This window comes from Metabacillus sp. FJAT-52054 (assembly GCF_037201815.1).
GTDB classification, from domain to species: domain Bacteria; phylum Bacillota; class Bacilli; order Bacillales; family Bacillaceae; genus Metabacillus_B; species Metabacillus_B sediminis.
Genome location: NZ_CP147407.1, coordinates 2,959,816 through 2,981,437, shown reverse-complemented (window position 1 = coordinate 2,981,437; position 21,622 = coordinate 2,959,816). Strand labels below are relative to the sequence as shown.

Genomic DNA, 21,622 nt, shown 5'->3' with positions numbered 1-21,622 from the left:
TTATATGGAAACATTGCGAATTGGTGAGATAAAGCTTACTTGGCTGAACGGCGGGGATACTCATATGGATGGGGGCGCCATGTTTGGGGTTGTACCGAAACCCCTCTGGTCCAGGAAATATCCTGTGAATGAGCGGAACCAAATTGAGCTTAGAACAGATCCGATTCTGATTCAGAAGGATGGGAAGAATATCCTTGTTGAGTCTGGCATTGGAAAAGGCAGGCTAACAGATAAGCAGCTAAGAAATTACGGGGTAACGGAAGAGTCAAAGGTTGAAGAATCTCTTAATGAACTTGGCCTTACTCCACTGGGCATTGATATCGTCCTGCTTACGCATATGCACTTTGATCATATTACCGGGCTTACAAAAGAAGTTGACGGTGAATTACAATCGGTCTTTCCGAACGCATCCATTTTTACAAGTGATATAGAATGGAACGAGATGAAAAATCCGAACATTCGGTCTAAAAATACATATTGGAAAGAAAATTGGAGAGCAATCGAGCACCAGGTTATACCGTTTACCGGCAAGGAAGAAGTTATTTCTGGTATTAAAATGGTACACACAGGGGGCCACAGCAACGGCCACAGCATTCTGATATTAGAGGATGCGGGAGAAACGGCCGTTCATATGGCCGATTTGATGCCGACACATGCCCACGATAACGTGCTTTGGGTTCTGGCCTACGATGACTATCCGATGACGTCCATCGAGCAAAAAGAGAAATGGCTGAGCTTTGCCGCTGAAAAGGAAGCGTGGATCACGTTTTACCATGATGCCAAATACAGGGCAATCAAATGGAATGCCTCAAAGGAAACAGTAGACACTGTGGATAGAATAAAATAAGTTTTTATAAAAAGGCTATGTTAAAGCTTGGTGTTGATATTTTACACCTGTTGATTGGAGTGGAATTTAAAACCTCTAACTGCAATCTGCAGCTCAGTTTAACAGAGCTAAAAAAAGAAACAGAAGATATTCTTCTGCTTCCAAACGGATTACGAAACCTTGTTCACTTCAAGCAAGAGTCCTGTTCCTGCGTGCACGATGGCCTCGTACTGCTCAAGTGATCCTTCGATGGTTCTCGTGATTCCGGTTTTATACACTTTATGACTGGATTCGTGGATGGAATAATCCTCTGGAACCGTATAAATCCAGGATCCTTCAATCGGTCCCTTTTTCTTAAATTCCTGCTTAACGAGCTGGAGTGCTTTATCGGACGAAATAAATGGGGATTTGAGCTGGTCTTTTAAAAGGTACGCTGCTGCGAAGCCTATTCCAATACCGGCAATTAAACCTTTGCATTTCATGACTATCTGCCTCCTTCAGCTTTTTCTATCTTAGTATACCTAAGTTAGCCGTCCTTGTTAAGCCAGGTGATTACATATACAGACAAAATTCGAAAAGAGGTTAGCGAAATGAATAAAGAAACTTTGGATCTTTTTAGAACGCTTACGGAGCTTCCAGGAGCACCGGGAAATGAGCATGAGGTAAGAAAATTTATGAGAAGCCAGCTTGAGCAATACTCAGACGAAGTGGTTCAGGACCGTTTGGGCGGGATTTTTGGTGTGAAAAAGGGAAATCCGAATGGTCCTGTCATCATGGCAGCCGGTCATATGGATGAAACCGGGTTTATGGTTACTTCCATTACTAAAAACGGAATGCTCCGCTTTCAGCCGCTCGGAGGCTGGTGGAATCAAGTACTCCTTGCACAAAGGGTCATCATCCATACGAATAACGGTCCAATTCCGGGCGTGATTGGTTCCATTCCTCCTCACCTATTGAGTGAGGAACAGCGGAACAAACCGATGGAAATTAAAAATATGCTGATTGATATAGGTGCAGACAGCGCGGAAGATGCCAGGCAGATCGGAATTAAACCGGGTCAGCAGATTATTCCGGACAGTGCTTTTACCCCAATGGCCAATCCTAAAAAAATAATGGCCAAGGCATGGGACAACCGATATGGCTGCGGGCTGTCAATTGAACTTTTAAAGGAACTCAAAGATGAAAAGACCGATAATATTCTATATTCTGGTGCTACGGTTCAAGAAGAGGTTGGCTTGCGCGGGGCCCAGGCAGCTGCCAATATGATCAAACCGGACTTGTTTTTCGCCATGGATGCAAGCCCAGCTAATGACATGACAGGGGATAAAAAAGAATTCGGGCATCTTGGTAAAGGGGCACTTCTGCGGATCCTTGACCGGTCGATGGTCACTCACAGGGGGATGAGGGAATTTGTCCTCGATATGGCGGAGACACACAGCATCCCTTACCAGTATTTTGTTTCACAGGGCGGAACGGATGCAGGACGGGTACATACCTCGAACGAAGGCGTTCCATCTGCAGTCATCGGGATATGCTCAAGATACATTCACACACATGCTTCCATGGTTCATGTCGATGATTATGCTGCGGCAAAAGAATTGCTTGTTAAATTAGTAAAAGCATGTGATCAAAGCACGGTGGATTCGATCCGGGCAAACAGCTGATTCCCATGTACATGGAGGGAAAAAAATGATTGTAAGCATCGGGACAACCAATCCGGCAAAGGTCAGAGCTGTAAAACTGGCCTTTGCAGAAATTGATTTAATACAGGAATTCATTGAAGCTGATGTTTCGTCAGGCGTATCCAGCCAGCCTTTTTCAGATGAAGAAACGATGAAGGGAGCCATCAACCGGGCCGAGGCTTCCAGAAAAGAAACTGGAGCTGATATTGGTATTGGGCTGGAAGGCGGAGTCGTTGAAACCTCATTTGGCTTCTTTCTCTGCAATTGGGGAGCGTTAACAGATGGAAGTCTTTCTCAGCCAATCGTTGCCGGCGGAGCCCGGATTCAGCTTCCTCTTGAAATCGGCGCTGAGCTTGTAAAGGGCAGGGAACTAAGTGACGTGATGGATGAATTTTCTCACCGGACGGAAACAGGGAAAAATGAAGGGGCAATGGGAATCTTCACAAACGGAGCAGTGGACAGGACGGAAATGTTTGCCCACGTTGTGAAACTGCTTGCAGGCAGATATCAATATGAAAAAAGCAGGCAGTCTCTTTAATAGAGAGCTGCCTGTTTTTTAATCATATAAAGCTTTTGATCAACTATTCCTTATCGTAAATGTAGGACAATATTTGAATGGCCTGGCTAACAGTTTCAACAGTGACACTTGCTTTGCTGGAAAGTTCTTTAAGAGGATGATGCAGCTCCTTCGGTCTAATTAATATAAGCGGCTTGCCCATTTCAATCGCGGCACTTGCATCCATAGCGGTATTCCATTGCTTATAGGATTCACCGAATAAGGAGATGACAAGATCCGCTTTTTTCAGCAGCAAGGTCGTTCTCAAATTGTTAATTCGGGAGGCGGCTTCATCTTTATAAATTGAATCAGGCTGCTTCCCTAAAATTTCTTCGCCGATTTGGTCGGAGCGCTCATGATTTTCCATTGGGCCAGTGAATGTAATAGGCAAGTGAGCTGCTTTTCCTTTCAGCTCGGTCCTCCAGTCACTATGGATTTCTCCAGCCAAATAGACATGAATATTCATATCAATTCCCCCAATAATCAGATTCTACCTGTCAATACCCTAGCCGCAATGAAGAAAAACCGAAATTAAGGGAGGTTTATCCTTAAAATGGGAATGGTATAGGTAAGCACGTAATTGATATTTGATTGGAGGGTCAAGCAATGAAGAGGTGGATAAGCCTATTAACCGTTATTTTACTTGCTCTTACTGCAGGCTGCGGCGGAATTTCTGATAAGGAAATGAAAAAGCAGGCCGAAGAAAGTGCCTCAAAAAGCTTTGGTGAGAAGCCTCAAAAGCCAAATGAAAAGATTGAGAGCGGTTCATTTTACTTGCCGGAAAATTACAGCATCTCCTCTAAGAAGGCGAACAATGCAATCCTGACTAAGGGAGGGCAAAAGTTTTTGCTTTTCATAAATAAAAATGAACGAAAAGACAGTAAAGCTTCCTACGATTTGCTTCGCAAGGAATACAAGAAAAGGCTTGTTGATAAAACATTTAACGCGGATGGAGAGTTCGGCTACCTTTTCGTTCGAAATACAAAGGGAAAAGAATATGAAGCAATAGCAGGGATCGGCGGAAATAAACTGACCGCTTTAATTAAAAAAGAAGAGGTTCCAGAAGCAGCGGGCCAAATGATGAAGGTGCTTAAATCCATCCAATGAAACATGCGGATGGATTTAAGCCTCTTTTTTCTGGTATGATTCAACTATGTGAAATCTAGAAATCGGAGGATCATCTAATGGAAAAATTACAATCTATGGAACAATATAAAGAAATCATTCAAAAAGAGAATACAGTGCTTATGTTTTCAGCAGACTGGTGCCCGGACTGCCGGGTGATTGATCCATTTCTTCCAGAGCTTGAAAAGGATAATCAGGCATTTACATTTTATTATGCAGACCGGGACGAATTCATTGATCTTTGCGCGGAGCTGAGTGTATTTGGTATACCAAGCTTTGTCGCTTTCAGTAAGGGACAGGAAACAGGGCGTTTTGTAAGTAAAGACCGAAAAACAATTGAACAAATCCAGGAATTCCTGAATTCAATTCAATAATCGGCTGACGGGAGGATACCGCGGATGAAGCCAAGAAAACTTTCGCAACTAATAGAAGAAAAGCTGAGCAGCCATCAATGGTCATTTCATTATGACCGTGAAAAAGAAACGCTTCGAATAGAAGATCCTGCTATCAAAAAAGGAATAACAATCGGGCTCAATGAAATTGCAGCCCGTTATGAAACAGAAAAGGACAAGGCTATAGAAGAGGTCATCTATCATGTAGAGGAAGCACTGCTTGCTATGAAAAAAGAAAGCGGTTTGGAAGGAAAGGAAAAGTCAATTTTTCCGGTTATCCGTTCTACTTCTTTTCCAGAAAAATCAAGCGAGGACATCCCGCTGCTTTTTGATGAGCATACAGCTGAAACAAGAATTTTCTATGCACTCGATATGGGAAAAACGTATCGGCTAATTGATGCTGCTATGATGGAAAAAGAGGGATGGAACCGTAAAAGAATAAAAGAAACGGCATTTTTTAACCTAAGATCGTTAGCTCCTTCTGTAAAAGAAGATCAGGTGGCGGGCAATACGTTTTACTTTTTCAGAGCCAATGACGGATATGATGCAAGCCGGGTTTTAAATGACTCCATACTTGAATCGTTTAAAGAACGAATTTCTGGTACAATGGCTTTGGCACTGCCGCACCAGGATGTTTTAATTATTGCTGACGTTCAAAATGAGGTGGGGTATGACATACTCGCCCAAATGACAATGAGCTTTTTTGCAAGCGGCCGGGTCCCGATTACCGCGTTGTCTTTCTTATATGAGGAAGGCGAATTGGAACCTGTTTTTATTCTGGGGAAAAACAGAGCAAATAGACCGAAAGACGGAAAGGAAGAATAAAATGAATGTTTTTTATAACCGCGAAGGCGTAGGCGATACCCTGCTTGTTTTTATCAATGATATCCCGCGTGAAAACCGGACATTTGAACGAAAACAGGATGCAGTAAAAATCTTTGATGCGGAATCGAATGAGCTCGCTGGCTACAATCTGTTCAACGCATCCAAATACATAGCCGTGAATGGCGCAGGACCAGTCGAATTAACAGAGGCAATTGTGGAAGATATTAATAATGGCTTATCCCAAAATGGTTTTGAGGAGCGCCTGAGCGTAGATTTCTCCCCTAAATTTGTTGTCGGACACGTCCTTTCCAAGGAGAAGCATCCAAATGCCGATAAGCTGAATATCTGCAAGGTAAATATAGGAACAGAAGTGCTTCAAATCGTTTGCGGAGCACCGAATGTAGAAGCAGGCCAACATGTAGTGGTCGCTAAAGTCGGCGCCGTGATGCCGAGCGGAATGATGATTAAGGATGCTGAACTGCGAGGTGTTCCTTCCAGCGGAATGATCTGCTCAGCACGTGAATTGGACCTTCCGGATGCACCACAGGAAAAAGGAATTTTAGTCCTTGATGAAAACAGGACTCCTGGAGATAACTTTTTTCAGTAATTTGCCCCTTGAATAACGATTGAACCCACTGAAAACCATATTTTACATCGAAATTTATGATAAGATAAAAGTCACTAGGATAATTAATCCAGTGGCTTTTTTACTTATAGCTCTGTTAAAACTTAGCTGTTGATTGCAGCTAGCAGGCGTTCGCTTATCCTTGAGCGGGCGGTGAGCCTCCTCGCCGCTTTGCGGCTGCCGGGTCTCACCTGTCCCGCTGCTCCCGCAGGAGTCTCACGCCTTCCGCTCTAATCAACAGTTGTTGAAAAATCAACAGAATTCTGTAACATAGCCGTACTTATAAAAGAATGATGTGTGGTTTAAGACCCATAGAGGCTGCCGACGGAGCTCGACACATTGAAAAGCGCTGCATCCTGCTTCCAGGCTGATGGGGCAAGCATGCCACCGAAATCTGTAACCAGAATGGACAAGCTTTCCTGGGTTCTGCTTCTAAAAATGAATAATGAATGAATATAACTCCTTTCAATAGGGTATAAACTTTGTGGTGTAAACCTTTGAAAAATAATAGTGTCGGTGAAACATGGCTTCTATTAAGATGAACAAACAACATGATGCTGAAAGAGTGATAATGAAATGAGCTGGATGTCAAAATTTAAACAGTTTCTTTTTGGTGAAACAGAAGAAATTGTAGAAGTTGTGGAGTATGTAAGAGTAGACGATGAAGAAAATGTAGAAGAAATAAAGCGTGAAAGCAAGCAATCTCATCATCAGGCGCCGCCGAAAAATGTGCGGGCATCCGGAAATCAGTACGAAACGAAAATTGCTTATCAGTATCCGGCCGGAAATTTTCGGTTTCCTGCGATTCCGGATGAGCGGAAGCGTCAGGCAAGGCCACAAAGGCCCGTTACTGCCAAACCTATCCATTCTCCTTCGGAAAGAACGAGAGAGATTAGCAGAAGGGATGAAGGGTTTAGACCGTCTGCAACTGTTTCAAAACCGGCAGCAATAAGAAAAGTAGAGCCTGAAACGAAAAGTGTGAAGAAGCCTTTCCAGCCGACCATCATTCCATCTCCCATTTATGGTTTCCGCAAGAGGTCGGAAATGGAGTCTCTTCCATATAAAATAAGAGAGAAAACCATTGCTGAAAGCAGGATGGATGAAGAAGAAACACTTCGCAAGCTATCCATGCACAGTTCTTCTTTTTATAAAAAAAGAGCAGCTGAGGCTGCTCAAAAGCAAGTCGCTTCTGATAAGAAAGAATTTTATGCTAAAGGGACCAATCCGATTCCTGATTACCCGCCGCATGTTCAAGATGATAAGTCTGAAGAAGCACCGCTTGCAATGGACATGGGAACTCTTTCCAAGAGCCATGAGGACCCAATTTTCGAAATGAATGGACAAAAGACTTCTTTTGCAGAGGATGAAAACTCTGTATTTGTTTCAAAAGAAAATAAAGAAGAGGTTTTGGAGAAGCAAGATGAATCCGTTCTTCTTATAGAAGAAGACGATGAAATGGAAGAAGATTTGGTAAAAGAACTCCACGAACCTCTATATTTTGCTGAGGAGGAGGACACCGGATCAAATATTGAAATCGTGCATAATGGCTTCGATGAAATAGAGAACGCAGCTGACCCTGCAGCAAAGGAGATTCCTATTTTAATGGAAGAGCCAGCCTCTATTCAAAAAAAGGAAATGGCTGAAATAGCTGATCCAGCTCTTGAAGAAGTGCGAAATTCATTTACTGCAGAGCCGGAGCAGGCACCAGAAACATCAATGTATACAGAACCGGATGCACCTAAACCGCTGCAATCTGATTCCGTAAAACCATTAAATACAGAAAAAAAGTCTGCATCTGCTTCTGTTCCATACAACGTTCTCATGCTGAATCGGGACCGCAATCGGATAAAAGACCGTGCTCAAGAGGGCTCTTATCTTTTTCCGCCGCTTCATTTGCTGAGCATACCTCCTAAAGAGGCTTCAAATGATCAGATGTGGCTTGACTCTCAGCGGGAACTTCTGGATAGCACGCTAAAGAATTTCAACGTAAGGGCCAAGGTGGTTCATGTTACACAAGGACCCTCGGTTACGAGATTCGAGGTTCAGCCGGAACCTGGTGTAAAAGTAAATAAGATTACGAATTTGTCAGATGATATTAAACTTAGCTTATCAGCAAAGGATATCCGGATTGAAGCTCCAATTCCAGGAAAAAATGCAATCGGAATTGAAGTTCCGAACCTTCAGAGCAAAACGGTTTCTTTAAGGGAAATCATTAGGTCACAGGAATTTAAAAACAATCCTTCTCCTCTTACAGTGGCACTCGGACTTGATATCTCAGGACAGCCCATTGTAACAGATTTGAAAAAAATGCCGCATGGATTAATTGCGGGAGCTACAGGATCTGGAAAAAGCGTCTGCATCAATTCAATGCTGATCAGTCTGCTGTATAAAGCAGCTCCGCACGAGGTGAAAATGCTGCTGATTGATCCAAAAATGGTGGAGCTTGCTCCATACAACCGGATTCCTCATTTAGTCAGTCCCGTTATTACGGATGCAAAAGCGGCTACAGGTGCATTAAAATGGGCCGTTGAGGAAATGGAAAGACGGTATGAGCTGTTTGCACACTCCGGTGTGAGAGACATCAGCCGGTACAATGAACTGGTGAAAACTCATAATCAGGGTGAACACATGCCATATCTCGTCATTGTGATTGACGAGCTCGCCGATTTGATGATGGTAGCTCCGGGGGAAGTGGAAGAAGCCATCTGCAGAATTGCTCAAAAAGCGCGTGCCTGCGGAATTCACTTAATTGTTGCTACTCAAAGGCCTTCTGTAGATGTCATTACTGGACTTATTAAAGCAAATATCCCAACAAGAATTGCCTTTTCTGTTTCATCACAAGTGGATTCCAGAACGATTCTTGATGTCGGAGGGGCAGAAAAGCTTTTGGGCAGAGGGGATATGCTGTTCCTTGAAAATGGGACGTCAAAGCACTTAAGAGTACAGGGAAATTTTGTTTCAGATGATGAAATGGAGCAGGTTGTTGCTCATGTAAAAAAACAAATGGATCCTTTATATCTGTTTAACCAGGAGGAATTTTTGAAAAAATCCTCCATTCAGGCAGATGAGGATGATTTATTTTTAGAAGCATGCGAGTTTGTTGTCACACAAAATGGAGCATCGACATCAAGCCTCCAGCGGCGTTTTCGAATTGGATATAATCGTGCGGCCCGTCTGATTGACATGATGGAAGAGCAAGGAATCATTTCAGAAGCAAAAGGAAGCCGTCCGCGCGATATTTTAATTTCTGAAGATGATTTACTGCCCGGCCAGGAAAGCAATCTCCTTTAATTCCATAATTGGGATAATCAAACAATCCGCGGGATAAATAGGTCCTGCGGGAAATTGACACTGCATAAAAAGAGGCTTATAGTAGTTAGGGTTACTTTTGATAGGTTAGGGCAATACAAGTAAAAACGAGAAAATATCACTCCGTTATCGACGAGAATATCAACGATGAATGGAGCGGTTGCAAAATTAGATGAACGTCATATACTGTAAAAAAGCTGCGGGCGCATGCCCAACATACAGATAGACGTTGCTGGAGGTTCAATTATGACTGTTTATCATTTTGTTGGAATTAAAGGAACAGGAATGAGTGCACTGGCACAGATTCTCCATGATATGGGGTACGGGGTTCAGGGTTCCGACATTGACAAAACGATCTTTACTCAAAAAGCACTTGAAGACAGAGGGGTTACAATTCTCCCTTTTGATAAAGAAAACATTAAACCGGGACTTACGATCATAGCAGGAAACGCTTTTCCTGATACTCATGCTGAAATTGCAGAAGCAATGAATCTGGGTCTTCCGGTTATTCGCTATCACCGTTTCCTCGGCGAATTTATGAATAAGTATACGAGCGTCGGAGTTACTGGAGTTCATGGAAAAACTTCCACTACCGGGCTGCTGTCACATGTCATTCAGGGAGCTGAGCCAACCTCTTTCCTGATTGGAGACGGTACAGGTAAAGGGCTCCCTGATAGTAAATACTTTATCTTTGAATCCTGCGAATACCGCAGACATTTCCTGTCTTACTATCCGGACTATGCCATCATGACAAATATCGATTTCGATCACCCTGATTATTTTGCAAATATTGAAGATGTGTTCGATGCTTTTCAGAAAATGGCCCTGCAGGTTAAAAAAGGGATTATTGCTTGCGGAGACGATGAGCATTTGCAGCAAATTCAGGCAAAAGTACCGGTCGTCTACTACGGGTTCGGAGAGCAAAACGATTTTCAGGCTAGAAATGTTGTGAAAAGTACGGATGGAACCAGCTTTGATGTATTTGTAAGGAATACCTTCTACAGCTCTTTCAAAATTACAGGCTTCGGTGATCATAGTGTACTCAATGCATTGTCAGTCATTGCTCTGTGCCACTACGAAGAAGTGAATGTGGAAATTATTCAGGAGCGTTTGCTTACCTTCGAAGGTGTAAAGCGCCGGTTTAATGAAAAAGTGATCGGCAGCCAGGTGCTGATTGATGACTATGCCCATCACCCTACTGAAATCAAGGTAACAATCGAAGCAGCAAGACAAAAATATCCGGATCGTGATGTCATCGCGGTCTTCCAGCCGCATACATTCACCCGCACCCAATCCTTCATGCAGGAGTTTGCGGACAGTCTGAAAAAAGCGGATTACGTCTACTTATGTGATATTTTTGGATCTGCCCGTGAAAATGCCGGCAAGTTAAGCATTGACGACTTGATTGCGAAAATCGATCAATCCGCTTTAATTCAGGAAGCTGAAATGGATGTACTGAAAAAGCATGAGAACGGCGTGCTTGTTTTCATGGGTGCAGGAGATATTCAAAAATATCAGCGTGCATATGAAAATGTACTGGCCTAAAACTGCTTTCTCTGTTTAAAAATTAGAAAGGTTAGGCTGATTTTCCCTGCAGGCTGCTCCAATCAGCCTAACCATATTTTTTAAAATGCCAATATAAAAAACACAACCCCCGGAATGCTCTTACACAGCGTCCCGGGGGTTTCAATTTCAATCGGTTCCTCTCAGCAGAACCTTTAAACAGGATTATGATTTAAGATTCTCCGGATTCAATCCTTCCAGTTCAGGGATTACGAATCGGCCGTCTTTGCGGATTAAAACATCGTCAAAATAAATTTCTCCGCCTCCGTATTCCGGACGCTGAATCATGACCATATCCCAATGGATATTAGAATGGTTGCCGTTGAACGCGTCATCGTAGCATTGGCCAGGTGTGAAGTGGAAGCTGCCGTCGATTTTTTCATCAAACAGAATGTCCTGCATCGGGTGAAGGATATATGGATTTACGCCAATTGCAAATTCGCCTACAAAACGTGCTCCTTCATCCGTATCAAAGATTTGATTAATACGCTCTGAATCATTCGCAGACGCTTCAACAATCTTTCCGTCTTTAAAAGTAAGCTTCACGTTTTCAAAGGTAAAGCCGTTGTATGGCGACGGAGTATTATAAGAAATCGTTCCATTAACTGAATCTTTTACTGGAGCAGAATAAACCTCCCCATCCGGAATATTCAAATGGCCCGCACATTTAACAGCTGGGATATCTTTAATGGAAAATGATAGATCAGTCCCAGGACCTGTTAAACGGACCTGATCTGTTTGATTCATCAGACTGGCTAATGCATCCATTGCTTTATCCATTTTGCTGTAGTCAAGATTGCATACATCAAAATAGAAGTCTTCAAAAGCTTCTGTGCTCATTTTCGCTAGCTGGGCCATGGAAGCGGTCGGATATCTGAGTACGACCCATTTCGTTTTAGGAACTCTTATTTCACTATGTACTTTCTTGCCTAGTGTTTTGCTCGAAACCTTCATTTTTTCATCCGGGACATCAGCGTGTTCATTAATATTGTTTCCTGAGCGGAGCCCAATGTACGCGTCCATGTCTTTCATAACATTGGCTTCATACTCGGCAATTTTTGAGTAATGCTCCTTAGTCGCACCCATAAGAAGAGAACGGTCCACCTGCTGATCCTTCAGCAATACAAATGGATGGCCTCCTGCTGCATAGGCTTCCTTTACTAGTGCAGTCACAAGCTCTCTTTGAAGACCAAAGTTTTCAATCAGCACCTTTTCACCCTTTTGGAGTCTGACGGAGTAATGAATTAAATTATGTGCCAGTGTCTGTATTCGCGGATCTTTCATTGCAACAACCCCCAATTTTTTGTGTTCTTTCCCATTTTACCTGAAAAAACTCCAAAAATTGAAATTTTCTGCCTTTCCCCGCCAGGTTTCTAAAAAATTTTTGTCCGGGGTAGGAAATGAGGTACGGTATGTAGAATTGGCTAATAGAAAGTATTTAAAATGTTTATAATGTCATGTGACGGGTAAATGGTTATTAAATTCATGGGAGGTGCCCTATCTTGGAAATCATCTTGTATTTAAGCATCGCACTAATAGCAATCGCCTTTACAGTGCTTGTTATTTTTGTATCCAAAACACTGAAATCTGTGCAGGCGACACTAGATAATGTAGCAGGGACTATGTCAGGGCTGGAAAAACAAGTTCAGGGAATTACGACAGAAACGACAGAACTCCTACATAAAACCAATTTGCTCGCCAACGACATTCAGCAGAAATCTGAAAAGCTGAACACAGTTGTTAATGCTGTGCAGGGAGTAGGACAGTCACTTCAGCAGCTTAACCGTTCTGTAAGCAACGTATCCACCTCCGTTTCAAACGGTTTGGATAAAAACAAAGAACAGATTTCACAGGTTGTTCAATGGAGCAATGCAGCAATGGACATTTGGCAGAAATGGAAAGTGAAAAAAGAAAGATCAAAAACTTCAACTATGAACTAAACAGATATTGAAAATGGGGAGGAATCAGGATGAGCAAAGATGGGATCAATAGTAAAGATTTTATGATCGGCACCCTTATTGGAGGAATCGTTGGAGCTTCAGCAGCCCTGTTGCTTGCTCCCAAATCCGGTAAGGATTTACGAGATGACCTCGGAAGCCAGGCGAACCTGGTTGCAGAAAAAACGAATAAAATGACGAATGATGCTTTGGGCAAAAGCAGCGAATGGGCAAATAAGGCGAAGGAAAAAACAGCTTCTCTGTCTCAGACGGTCAGCAGCCAGTCTTCTTCCATTATGAATAAAGTGAAAGACATCCGCAGCGGAGACAAAACGCCTGAACAGGATCCAATGAATGCAGAAGTATCAGCAATTGATGAACTGGCTGAAGAAGCAGCCGCATCATCCCGTACGTCAGCATTTGACTCCCAGGAGAACGTTTTGCAGGAAGCCCGCGAATTTGCGGAAAAAGACTCTTCAAAGTAATCCTCTTTAAGGGAAATTTAAAGGTTAACGTTTAAAATCGGCAGGAAGACTTCTGCCGGTTTTTTATATAAAAGGAGGCAAAGAAAGTGAAAGAACAGATTAAGGAAATCAGTGAATTTGAAAGCCTGCTTCAAACCCATGATCAATTTTTATTTGTGAAGCATAGTTTGACGTGTCCAATCAGCAAAGAAGCTTTCAGGCAGTTTTCCCAATTCGATTCTTCTCAGAATGACTTGAAATCGTTTTACCTTCATGTACAGGAATCAAGAGAACTTTCAGCCTATATAGCAGAGAAACTGGGAATTAAGCATGAATCACCCCAAGCTATTTTAATCGATCACGGTTCGGCAGTATGGAATGCATCCCATTGGAATATTACCGCAGACTCACTCAAAAAAGCGGCATCATCCTTATAAGGAAGGGGCTGTCTGAAAAGTCCATAAGAGAGGAAATAACGGAAACCAAAAACCCCCTGAGTGCTTCGTGTATGGAGATTCCAAGGGGTTTTTTTGCACGTGTTTCTGAAAAATCTTGGTATGGCTGATTGTAGCGGAAGGTGCTTGACTCCGAGCTGAGAGCAGCGGGACAGGTGAGACCCCGCAGACGCGCAGCGTTGAGGAGGCTCACCGCCCGCTCAAGGATAAGCAAGCAGCCTGGAGCGGAAATCAGGTAAAAAGGTCTAGAAGCTTTAAATCGGTCTTATTGGAAAGTCCCTTTTTTAATTTTTGGCAATGTTAAAGTTTTGCACCTGTTGATTGAAGCAATCGCCTGCTAGCTGCAATCAACAGCCCAATATAACAGAAGCAAAAAATAAATAGGCACTTATCTTCTCTAATTTACATAAAATGCTTTATCGCTTAAAAGCGTTTAAATGTTAAAGAATTTTTTCGTGACATAGAGAGTAAAGTTGTTTATAATAACACTAATCAGAAACGCGGGCGTGAACATAGCGATTCATAACTTGCGTAATATAAGATACAGCGAAAGGATGAGTAGAATGAGTCACGCAGAATTAGAAGCACTCCGGGAAAGAGCAGATGAGATCAATCTTCAAATTCTTAAACTAATCAATGAACGGGGCAGACTGGTTCAAGAGATTGGAAAAGCAAAAGAAGCACAGGGTGTCAATCGTTATGACCCGGTGCGCGAACGCAAAATGCTTAACCAAATTCTTGAGTCTAATGACGGACCTTTTGAGCAGTCTACTCTTCAGCATATTTTCAAGGAAATTTTCAAAGCGGGATTAGAGCTGCAGGAAGACGATCACAGCAAAGCGCTTCTTGTATCAAGAAAGAAAAAGGCTGAAGATACCGTTGTTATGGTAAAAGGCGAGCCAATTGGAGATGGAGGCCAATCCTTCATCGTTGGGCCGTGTGCGGTTGAAAGCTATGAGCAGGTTGCAGCAGTGGCTGAGGCTGCTAAAAAACAAGGAATTAAAATTTTGCGCGGCGGTGCCTTCAAGCCAAGAACAAGCCCATACGATTTCCAGGGCTTAGGATTAGAAGGCTTGAAAATCCTTAAAAAAGTAGCGGATGAATACGATCTTGCTGTAATCAGTGAAATTGTTAATCCTGCAGATATAGAAATCGCTCTTGATTATGTAGATGTCATTCAAATCGGTGCACGCAATATGCAGAACTTTGAACTTCTTAAAGCTGCCGGTGCCGTTCGCAAGCCTGTCTTGCTTAAGAGAGGCCTTGCTGCTACCCTGCAGGAATTCATGAATGCTGCTGAGTACATCATTGCCCAGGGAAATGATCAAATCATTCTATGCGAGCGCGGTATACGCACATATGAAAAAGCAACTCGCAATACGCTGGATATATCAGCCGTTCCTATTTTAAAACAAGAAACCCACTTGCCTGTATTCGTAGATGTAACGCATTCTACAGGAAGAAAAGATCTTCTTCTCCCAACAGCAAAAGCTGCATTAGCAATTGGAGCAGACGGAGTAATGGCAGAGGTTCACCCTGATCCGGCCGTAGCCCTTTCCGATTCTGCCCAGCAAATGAACATCGACGAGTTCAACCACTGGATTTCTGAACTCAGACCAATGGTGAAAGTAAAAGCATAATAATGGGAAACAGCCTGTTCTTGAGCAGGCTGTTTCTTTTTGTTAAGCATAAGTAAGCGCTTAATGAAACTGAGTATTCAAAATCCATGTTAAAAGGGTGTAAATTCGTTGCTTACGCTTTCATTGTATCGTATGATTAGGTACATGAATGTAGAAATAGAGCGATGATACTATTATTTTGTCAAGTTGCTCATACTACATATAAACAGGACATGCAGGCAAGTTAAAGGAGTGTATAAAAATGAGCAATATCACCATATATGATGTGGCGCGGGAAGCAAATGTATCAATGGCAACCGTATCACGTGTCGTGAATGGCAATCCAAACGTAAAACCTACAACAAGAAAAAAGGTGCTCGAATCCATTGAGCGACTAGGCTATCGCCCGAACGCAGTCGCAAGAGGCCTGGCAAGCAAAAAGACAACAACAGTAGGTGTAATCATTCCGGATATTTCCAGTATCTTTTATGCAGAACTGGCTAGAGGAATAGAAGACATTGCAACGATGTATAAGTACAATATTATTTTAAGCAATTCGGATCAAAATCAGGATAAAGAGCTCCATTTACTTAATACAATGCTTGGAAAACAAGTGGACGGAATTCTGTTTATGAGCGGAAACGTTACAAGCGCCCATACTGAAGAATTCAAGCGTTCTCCTGTTCCTATTGTACTTGCTGCCTCTATAGACATGGAAAACGAAACACCTTCCGTTAACATTAATTATGAACAGGGTGCTTATGATGCGGTAACTATGCTTGCTGATAAAGGGCACAAACGGATCGGCTATGTTTCAGGTCCATTAGAAGAGCCGACAAATCGTGAAAAGAAGCTAAACGGCTATAAGCGTGCACTTAAGGATGCAGGAATTTCATTTGACGAAAATCTCGTTACTGAGGGAGATTATACTTACGACTCAGGGATTGAGGCGTATGAAAAACTCGAGGAATTATCAGACAAGCCTACAGCGATTTTTGTAGGTACAGATGAAATGGCATTAGGTGTGATTCATGCAGCCCAAGATCGTGGACGCAGCATTCCTGCTGATGTAGAAATCATCGGATTCGATAATACACGTTTGGCTACAATGGTACGTCCGCAGCTTACGACAGTCGTCCAGCCGACTTATGACATTGGAGCGGTTGCTATGCGTTTACTGACTAAGCTAATGAACAAAGAAACAGTTGAAGAAAAAGCAGTTGAACTTCCGCACCGCATTGAAGTGCGCCAGTCAACGAAATAAACAGTCAAAAAGGCACCTATTTTAAGGTGCCTTTTTGATTGGATTACATTATCCATTAACATTTTTCCTAGTCATTTGATTTTGCTGTATGATTTGCAGCGCTTTAGCAACCGTGTTCGCATTCTTTTCTTCAATTTCAGATTTGCGGGGAATCGGTTTGTAAAGGGGCCTAGGGTCTTCCCAGCACAAAGGAAGAGGAACTGGTGATTGGGATTGCCAGGCATCCAGCCAATCCTGGGGAAGAGGACCTGAAGGGATCTCGTTTTGCATTTGCAGCCAAACCATGGCCCAGGCTCTTGGAACGACCCGCCATATATCATAACCGCCGCCGCCCACGGCAATCCACCTGCCATCGCAATATTCATGAGCCAGTTCGTGAGCAATCTTTGGAATCTCTTTGTAAATGTCCATCGTTGATGAAAGATGTGTAAGCGGGTCTAGATAATGAGCATCGGCACCATTTTGTGAAAAGATAACATCCGGTTTAAAGAATTTGACAACTTCCCGAAATGATTTTCTGTAGGCATCGAGCCAGGATTCATCTTCTGTAAACGCATCAAGAGGGATGTTGAAGGAATAGCCGTATCCAGCCCCATGCCCGCGTTCTGTCACATTTCCTGTCCCGGGAAATAAATACCGCCCGGTCTCATGCAAGGATAATGTGCAAACAGTCGGATCATCATAAAAAGTCCATTGGACTCCGTCCCCATGATGGGCATCCGTATCTACATACATAACTCTTGCCTGGTATTTTTCCTGCATATATTTAATGGCTACTGAACTATCGTTATAAACACAAAATCCAGAAGCCTTCCCCCGGAACCCATGATGCAGCCCGCCTCCTAAATTTAAAGCGTGCTTGGCTCTTCCGGACATTACTGCATCAACTGCCTCAAGCGTACCTCCCACTAGCGCTGCACTTGCATCATGCATTCCTGCAAAGATGGGCGTGTCCTCTGTGCCAATCCCGTAATTACCTGCTTCCTCTTCTCCTAATTCTCCTTTTCCTGCTTTTTGTACAGCCTCAATATATTTCCGGTCATGAATCAATGCAAGTTCTTCAGCTGAAGCTTTCCTTGCGGGAATCATCATACTGTCATCGATTTTCCCCATTTTCTTAAGCAAATCCAATGTCAGTTTTACACGAAGCTGGTTAAATGGATGATGCTGGTTAAACTGATAGTTCAGGTAATCCTCAGAGTATACAAATAGGGAGTCCTTCATAACGGCATCCCCGGCATATTTGGCCATAAAACATGGTAACCGGCCGCCTCCAAATCAGAAATAATGCCAGTAGGGTTCATGGTTTGCACCCTGAATACAAGGATTTTAAAATGCTCATCCCGATCTGGGTAAACGAGGACGCTTGCTATATTAATATTGCGCTGCTGAAAAATGCCTGATACTTCGGATAGCAACCCTGCCCGATTCGGCACTTTTACCTCTATTTGCGATCCCGGCTGATTTGCTCCCGTAAGCTGAACAAAAGTATGAAGCAGGTCTGATTCGGTAATGATCCCTGTAAGTTTACCTGCTTTTAATATAGGCATGCAGCCGATTTTCCGTTCATAAAAGATAGATGAAATTTCTTCAACGAAATCGAGCGGATGTCCTGTTACCACATCCGTCTTCATAATATTTTCGAGCGGCTGGTCTAACTCGTCCACTTTTTCGATTAGCTGAAATACTGAAGGGCTTGCGTCTTTAACATCCCGGTCTGAGACAATCCCGGCAAGTGACCCATTTTCATTAACGATTGGGATATGCCGGATTCTTTCCTTCTTCATCACATCGATTGCTTTTGCTAATGTATCCCCTGGATAAAGTGTGATGACCTTTTTGTTCATGATCTGATCGACAATCATGCAATTCCATCCCCTTTGCTGCCTTGGCTTACAGTGTTCCGAAAAATTGATAGAAAATGAGAATTTACCCTAGTACATGAAACGGTTTTTAAAGCGAAGTCTATCAAATTTCTGAATGGAGTCAGGAACGACTCTTTTTCCAATCCTAGCCATTAAGCAATTGGCAGGATGGGAGCTGATCTCCGGTTCATCCGTTGCAAACCATTCAAGTCCGCCGGCATTCATCATTTTTTCCATTACTTTACGATATTCCCAAACGTTTAAGCCTGTTCCTTTTAAATCCCAATGCCAGTAATATTCTGTTGTGATGATGATGTAATCTTCCATTTTGTCATCCATCATCGACACTCTCAGAAGGTTTTTTCCGGCCGCGCATCCTCTAAACTCTGGAATTACTTCAATGGCACCAAGCTCAATCAAATTTTCCATCTTTCCTTCTGACCATCTCTCCAAAGGGTCCGGGTACAGATACGTTACATATCCGACGATTGTATGTTTATGGCGGGCAATGAGAATTCTTCCCTCGGGCAAATCGGCTATTTCAATTAATGCTTTATGCTGCTGCCCTGGAGGTCTGAAAGCCACTAAATCTCTGTGAAATTCATAGTCTGCCAGTTTACCGGATGCAATTGGGCCTTCAATTATAAGAGAGCCGTTAGGAGTTTTCAATTCCATGGCATTATAGGTTTTTTTATGTTCCATTCGGTCACCCGCCTCTTTCTGCATCATTAAATAGTAGGTTTTTTCGAAGAATTGGTCTATTAAGGTTTCCTTGTAACCCATTCTTTAAAGCGGCAGAAGCCCTGCTAGGCAAAATTAGCCGCTATTGTTTAAGTTAAAGTTAAATTTGGCTGTTGAATTTCGCTGCAGGCGCTCAGCGACCAGCGGGGCGGGCGGTGAGCCTCCTCCTCGCTTCGCGCCTTTGGTGTCTGACCTGTCCCGCTGCTCCCGCAGGAGTCTCACGCCTTCCGCTCCAATCAACAGGTGTTAAAAATCAACACAAGACTTTAACAGAGCCTAAGTTAAAGCTAAGTTCAAACTTCCTTCTATTATACTACAAACAGTAAAGCGTTTTCATATTGATATTATTTAAAAATTGAGAAAAATCAACTCGTATACTATAATAAATATTGAATCAAGAACAGAGGGGGATTCAGGGATGAAATTGGAAGCGCTGCCAGCGTCGAAGGGTAATCATAATCTAAAAGACTACGATGAAGCGTATGAGAATTTTAACTGGAAAGATGCGGAGAAGAATTTCTCCTGGCATCAAACGGGAAAATTAAACGCAGCCTATGAAGCAATTGATCGTCATGCAGAGACCCATCGGAAGAATAAAGTTGCGCTTTATTATCGAGACCCTTCCCGAAACGAAAAATATACGTTTAAAGAAATGAAGGATCTATCTAATCAGGCAGGCAATGTACTCCGCCAGGCGGCCAATGTTGAAAAAGGCGACCGGGTTTTCGTCTTTATGCCGAGAACACCTGAACTTTACTTTATCATTCTTGGCGCCATTAAAGCAGGAGCGATTGTCGGGCCGCTATTTGAAGCATTCATGGAGGGCGCGGTGAAGGACCGTCTTTTTGACAGCAGTGCTAAGGTCATTGTGACGACACCTGACCTGCTTGATCGGATTCCTCATGATGAGCTTCCGGAATTAAAGCACATTATTCTAGTAGGAGATGAGACGGTCGAAGGCGACTTCATCCATTTTCAAAAGGAAATGGAAAAGGCAAGAAAGGATTTTGAAACAGAGTGGCTGGATGCTGAGGACGGCATGCTCCTTCATTATACTTCCGGTTCTACAGGGAAGCCAAAAGGTGTCCTTCATGTTCAGCGGGCCATGATCCAGCATTATCAGACAGCTGAATGGGTTCTTGATATGAAGGAAGATGACGTATATTGGTGCACAGCTGATCCAGGGTGGGTAACGGGTACCGTCTATGGGATTTTCGGACCTTGGCTGCACGGTGCGTCAAATGTTATTGTCGGAGGCAGATTCCAACCGGAAGCCTGGTATCAGACAATTGAGGATCTGGGGGTTACGGTTTGGTACAGTGCTCCGACAGCCTTTAGAATGCTGATGGGGGCAGGGGATGAAATTATCAAAAACTACGATCTCAGCAGCCTGCGCCACGTATTAAGCGTCGGGGAGCCTCTCAATCCGGAGGTAATACGGTGGGGAACAAAAGTATTCAGCCAAAGAATTCATGATACGTGGTGGATGACGGAAACCGGAGCCCAAACCATCTGCAACTACCCGAGTCTTGAAATTAAGCCGGGGTCAATGGGAAAACCGGTACCAGGAGTCAAGGCGGCCATTGTTGATGATCAGGGGAATGAACTGCCTGCCTATCAAATGGGAAATCTGGCAATTAAAAAGGGCTGGCCTTCCATGATGTATGCGATATGGAACAACAAGGAAAAATATGAATCCTATTTTATGCCCGGCGACTGGTATGTATCAGGGGATTCCGCTTATATGGATGAAGACGGATACTTCTGGTTCCAGGGAAGAATTGATGATGTAATTATGACATCGGGGGAGCGCGTAGGCCCGTTTGAAGTAGAAAGCAAGCTGGTTGAACATCCGGCAATCGCAGAAGCCGGGGTAATCGGCAAGCCCGACCCTGTGCGCGGAGAAATCATAAAAGCATTTATTGCATTAAGAGACGGCTATGAGCCATCTGATGAATTGAGCGAGGAAATCCGGACGTTTGTAAAGAAAGGTCTGGCTGCACATGCTGCCCCAAGAGAAATTGAATTCAAAGATAAGCTTCCTAAAACACGAAGCGGAAAAATCATGCGCAGAGTATTGAAGGCCTGGGAGCTGGATCTGCCAGCAGGTGATTTGTCGACAATGGAAGACTAATTGCATAATTGGGATACCGTCAGGAAAATGCGGATTTACAGCGCTATGCCTATTTTCCTGACGATTCTCCCCTTTTTAACACGTTAAGAAAGTTTCAGTGGTCTTAAATGGTATTACAGCTAAGCTGTTTTGTCTAAAGGAAGAGCCTAATTTCCCCATATTAAAGAAAGCCAAGACCGTTGCTTCTCTTATACAATAGATAATCGCAAAATATCCTCATAATTTTCTTCAATGACTATT

The 21,622-nt window shown here is 43.1% G+C and carries 21 protein-coding genes; 15 read left to right on the top strand and 6 right to left on the bottom strand.

The genetic code is table 11. The features are described from left to right. Positions 1-4 precede the first annotated feature (4 nt). Positions 5-847 carry an MBL fold metallo-hydrolase gene (locus WCV65_RS15450; RefSeq protein ID WP_338777652.1) on the top strand — a complete coding sequence of 281 codons (843 nt, stop codon included), beginning with the start codon at positions 5-7 and terminating at the stop codon, positions 845-847. Positions 848-996: 149 nt separating this feature from the next. Here WCV65_RS15450 and WCV65_RS15445 read toward each other — a convergent pair whose 3' ends face one another. After that, entirely contained in the window at positions 997-1,308 is a 312-nt protein-coding gene (locus WCV65_RS15445; RefSeq protein ID WP_338777651.1) for a hypothetical protein, read from the bottom strand. Between the two features lie 108 nt (positions 1,309-1,416). On the opposite strand from WCV65_RS15445, the gene WCV65_RS15440 reads away from it, so the two are divergent. Continuing rightward, a complete protein-coding gene (locus tag WCV65_RS15440; protein WP_338777650.1) occupies positions 1,417-2,490 on the top strand; it encodes a M42 family metallopeptidase in 1,074 nt (357 codons plus the stop codon). A gap of 25 nt (positions 2,491-2,515) precedes the next feature. Further along, positions 2,516-3,046 carry a DUF84 family protein gene (locus WCV65_RS15435; protein WP_338777649.1) on the top strand — a complete coding sequence of 177 codons (531 nt, stop codon included), beginning with the start codon at positions 2,516-2,518 and terminating at the stop codon, positions 3,044-3,046. A 43-nt stretch (positions 3,047-3,089) separates the two neighbouring features. Here WCV65_RS15435 and WCV65_RS15430 read toward each other — a convergent pair whose 3' ends face one another. After that, positions 3,090-3,530: a YtoQ family protein gene (locus tag WCV65_RS15430; RefSeq protein WP_338777648.1), complete on the bottom strand. Its 441-nt coding sequence runs from the start codon at positions 3,528-3,530 to the stop codon at positions 3,090-3,092. 140 nt (positions 3,531-3,670) lie between these two features. On the opposite strand from WCV65_RS15430, the gene WCV65_RS15425 reads away from it, so the two are divergent. The 6 genes from WCV65_RS15425 to murC all read left to right on the top strand — a co-directional run bounded on the left by WCV65_RS15425 (position 3,671) and on the right by murC (position 10,885). Then, positions 3,671-4,171: a hypothetical protein gene (locus WCV65_RS15425; RefSeq protein WP_035409549.1), complete on the top strand. Its 501-nt coding sequence runs from the start codon at positions 3,671-3,673 to the stop codon at positions 4,169-4,171. 77 nt (positions 4,172-4,248) lie between these two features. Beyond that, on the top strand, positions 4,249-4,563 hold the full coding sequence (locus WCV65_RS15420) for a thioredoxin family protein (RefSeq protein WP_035409548.1): 315 nt from the start codon (positions 4,249-4,251) through the stop codon (positions 4,561-4,563). A 24-nt stretch (positions 4,564-4,587) separates the two neighbouring features. Then, positions 4,588-5,406 carry a DUF1444 domain-containing protein gene (locus tag WCV65_RS15415; RefSeq protein ID WP_035409546.1) on the top strand — a complete coding sequence of 273 codons (819 nt, stop codon included), beginning with the start codon at positions 4,588-4,590 and terminating at the stop codon, positions 5,404-5,406. A gap of 1 nt (position 5,407) precedes the next feature. Further along, positions 5,408-6,013, top strand: a complete 606-nt coding sequence (gene ytpR / locus WCV65_RS15410; RefSeq protein WP_338777647.1) for a YtpR family tRNA-binding protein — start codon at positions 5,408-5,410, stop codon at positions 6,011-6,013. Between the two features lie 594 nt (positions 6,014-6,607). Beyond that, positions 6,608-9,322 (top strand): DNA translocase FtsK, encoded by a 2,715-nt coding sequence (locus WCV65_RS15405; RefSeq protein ID WP_338777646.1) that lies wholly within the window; start codon positions 6,608-6,610, stop codon positions 9,320-9,322. 264 nt (positions 9,323-9,586) lie between these two features. After that, positions 9,587-10,885 carry a UDP-N-acetylmuramate--L-alanine ligase gene (gene murC / locus WCV65_RS15400; RefSeq protein ID WP_338777645.1) on the top strand — a complete coding sequence of 433 codons (1,299 nt, stop codon included), beginning with the start codon at positions 9,587-9,589 and terminating at the stop codon, positions 10,883-10,885. Positions 10,886-11,068: 183 nt separating this feature from the next. Here the strand turns inward: murC and WCV65_RS15395 are convergent, their stop codons facing one another. After that, the gene (locus WCV65_RS15395; RefSeq protein ID WP_338777644.1) at positions 11,069-12,187 is read right to left on the bottom strand and encodes an aminopeptidase; all 1,119 of its coding nucleotides are present in this window, start codon (positions 12,185-12,187) and stop codon (positions 11,069-11,071) included. Positions 12,188-12,405: 218 nt separating this feature from the next. Here WCV65_RS15395 and WCV65_RS15390 point away from each other — a divergent pair, with 218 nt between their 5' ends. From WCV65_RS15390 to ccpA, 5 genes are all read left to right on the top strand, one after another. Next, entirely contained in the window at positions 12,406-12,843 is a 438-nt protein-coding gene (locus WCV65_RS15390; RefSeq protein WP_035409537.1) for a DUF948 domain-containing protein, read from the top strand. 29 nt (positions 12,844-12,872) lie between these two features. Then, positions 12,873-13,325 carry a YtxH domain-containing protein gene (locus tag WCV65_RS15385; RefSeq protein WP_035409534.1) on the top strand — a complete coding sequence of 151 codons (453 nt, stop codon included), beginning with the start codon at positions 12,873-12,875 and terminating at the stop codon, positions 13,323-13,325. Between the two features lie 86 nt (positions 13,326-13,411). Beyond that, positions 13,412-13,741 carry a bacillithiol system redox-active protein YtxJ gene (gene ytxJ / locus WCV65_RS15380; protein ID WP_035409532.1) on the top strand — a complete coding sequence of 110 codons (330 nt, stop codon included), beginning with the start codon at positions 13,412-13,414 and terminating at the stop codon, positions 13,739-13,741. Positions 13,742-14,322: 581 nt separating this feature from the next. Beyond that, on the top strand, positions 14,323-15,399 hold the full coding sequence (locus WCV65_RS15375; RefSeq protein WP_035409530.1) for a bifunctional 3-deoxy-7-phosphoheptulonate synthase/chorismate mutase: 1,077 nt from the start codon (positions 14,323-14,325) through the stop codon (positions 15,397-15,399). Positions 15,400-15,640: 241 nt separating this feature from the next. Beyond that, entirely contained in the window at positions 15,641-16,642 is a 1,002-nt protein-coding gene (gene ccpA / locus WCV65_RS15370; protein WP_035409528.1) for a catabolite control protein A, read from the top strand. Between the two features lie 48 nt (positions 16,643-16,690). Here the strand turns inward: ccpA and WCV65_RS15365 are convergent, their stop codons facing one another. The 3 genes from WCV65_RS15365 to WCV65_RS15355 all read right to left on the bottom strand — a co-directional run bounded on the left by WCV65_RS15365 (position 16,691) and on the right by WCV65_RS15355 (position 19,209). Further along, positions 16,691-17,866, bottom strand: a complete 1,176-nt coding sequence (locus tag WCV65_RS15365; protein WP_338777643.1) for an acetoin utilization protein AcuC — start codon at positions 17,864-17,866, stop codon at positions 16,691-16,693. Beyond that, positions 17,863-18,507, bottom strand: coding sequence for an acetoin utilization AcuB family protein (locus tag WCV65_RS15360; protein WP_338777642.1), 645 nt, complete (start codon positions 18,505-18,507; stop codon positions 17,863-17,865). Before WCV65_RS15360 ends, WCV65_RS15365 begins: the two co-directional genes overlap by 4 nt. A 69-nt stretch (positions 18,508-18,576) precedes the next feature. Then, the gene (locus tag WCV65_RS15355; protein WP_338777641.1) at positions 18,577-19,209 is read right to left on the bottom strand and encodes a GNAT family N-acetyltransferase; all 633 of its coding nucleotides are present in this window, start codon (positions 19,207-19,209) and stop codon (positions 18,577-18,579) included. A gap of 457 nt (positions 19,210-19,666) precedes the next feature. Between WCV65_RS15355 and acsA the strand changes: the two genes are divergently transcribed. Beyond that, complete coding sequence (gene acsA, locus WCV65_RS15350) at positions 19,667-21,382, top strand: acetate--CoA ligase (protein ID WP_338777640.1); 1,716 nt, start codon at positions 19,667-19,669, stop codon at positions 21,380-21,382. Positions 21,383-21,622 lie beyond the last annotated feature (240 nt).

Coding starts and splice junctions, on each gene's coding strand:
- WCV65_RS15450 (WP_338777652.1), top strand. CDS start 5: ATGGAAACATTGCGAATTGGTGAGATAAAGCTTACTTGGCTGAACGGC.
- WCV65_RS15445 (WP_338777651.1), bottom strand. CDS start 1,308: ATGAAATGCAAAGGTTTAATTGCCGGTATTGGAATAGGCTTCGCAGCA.
- WCV65_RS15440 (WP_338777650.1), top strand. CDS start 1,417: ATGAATAAAGAAACTTTGGATCTTTTTAGAACGCTTACGGAGCTTCCA.
- WCV65_RS15435 (WP_338777649.1), top strand. CDS start 2,516: ATGATTGTAAGCATCGGGACAACCAATCCGGCAAAGGTCAGAGCTGTA.
- WCV65_RS15430 (WP_338777648.1), bottom strand. CDS start 3,530: ATGAATATTCATGTCTATTTGGCTGGAGAAATCCATAGTGACTGGAGG.
- WCV65_RS15425 (WP_035409549.1), top strand. CDS start 3,671: ATGAAGAGGTGGATAAGCCTATTAACCGTTATTTTACTTGCTCTTACT.
- WCV65_RS15420 (WP_035409548.1), top strand. CDS start 4,249: ATGGAAAAATTACAATCTATGGAACAATATAAAGAAATCATTCAAAAA.
- WCV65_RS15415 (WP_035409546.1), top strand. CDS start 4,588: ATGAAGCCAAGAAAACTTTCGCAACTAATAGAAGAAAAGCTGAGCAGC.
- ytpR (WP_338777647.1), top strand. CDS start 5,408: ATGAATGTTTTTTATAACCGCGAAGGCGTAGGCGATACCCTGCTTGTT.
- WCV65_RS15405 (WP_338777646.1), top strand. CDS start 6,608: ATGAGCTGGATGTCAAAATTTAAACAGTTTCTTTTTGGTGAAACAGAA.
- murC (WP_338777645.1), top strand. CDS start 9,587: ATGACTGTTTATCATTTTGTTGGAATTAAAGGAACAGGAATGAGTGCA.
- WCV65_RS15395 (WP_338777644.1), bottom strand. CDS start 12,187: ATGAAAGATCCGCGAATACAGACACTGGCACATAATTTAATTCATTAC.
- WCV65_RS15385 (WP_035409534.1), top strand. CDS start 12,873: ATGAGCAAAGATGGGATCAATAGTAAAGATTTTATGATCGGCACCCTT.
- WCV65_RS15375 (WP_035409530.1), top strand. CDS start 14,323: ATGAGTCACGCAGAATTAGAAGCACTCCGGGAAAGAGCAGATGAGATC.
- ccpA (WP_035409528.1), top strand. CDS start 15,641: ATGAGCAATATCACCATATATGATGTGGCGCGGGAAGCAAATGTATCA.
- WCV65_RS15365 (WP_338777643.1), bottom strand. CDS start 17,866: ATGAAGGACTCCCTATTTGTATACTCTGAGGATTACCTGAACTATCAG.
- WCV65_RS15360 (WP_338777642.1), bottom strand. CDS start 18,507: ATGATTGTCGATCAGATCATGAACAAAAAGGTCATCACACTTTATCCA.
- WCV65_RS15355 (WP_338777641.1), bottom strand. CDS start 19,209: ATGGAACATAAAAAAACCTATAATGCCATGGAATTGAAAACTCCTAAC.
- acsA (WP_338777640.1), top strand. CDS start 19,667: ATGAAATTGGAAGCGCTGCCAGCGTCGAAGGGTAATCATAATCTAAAA.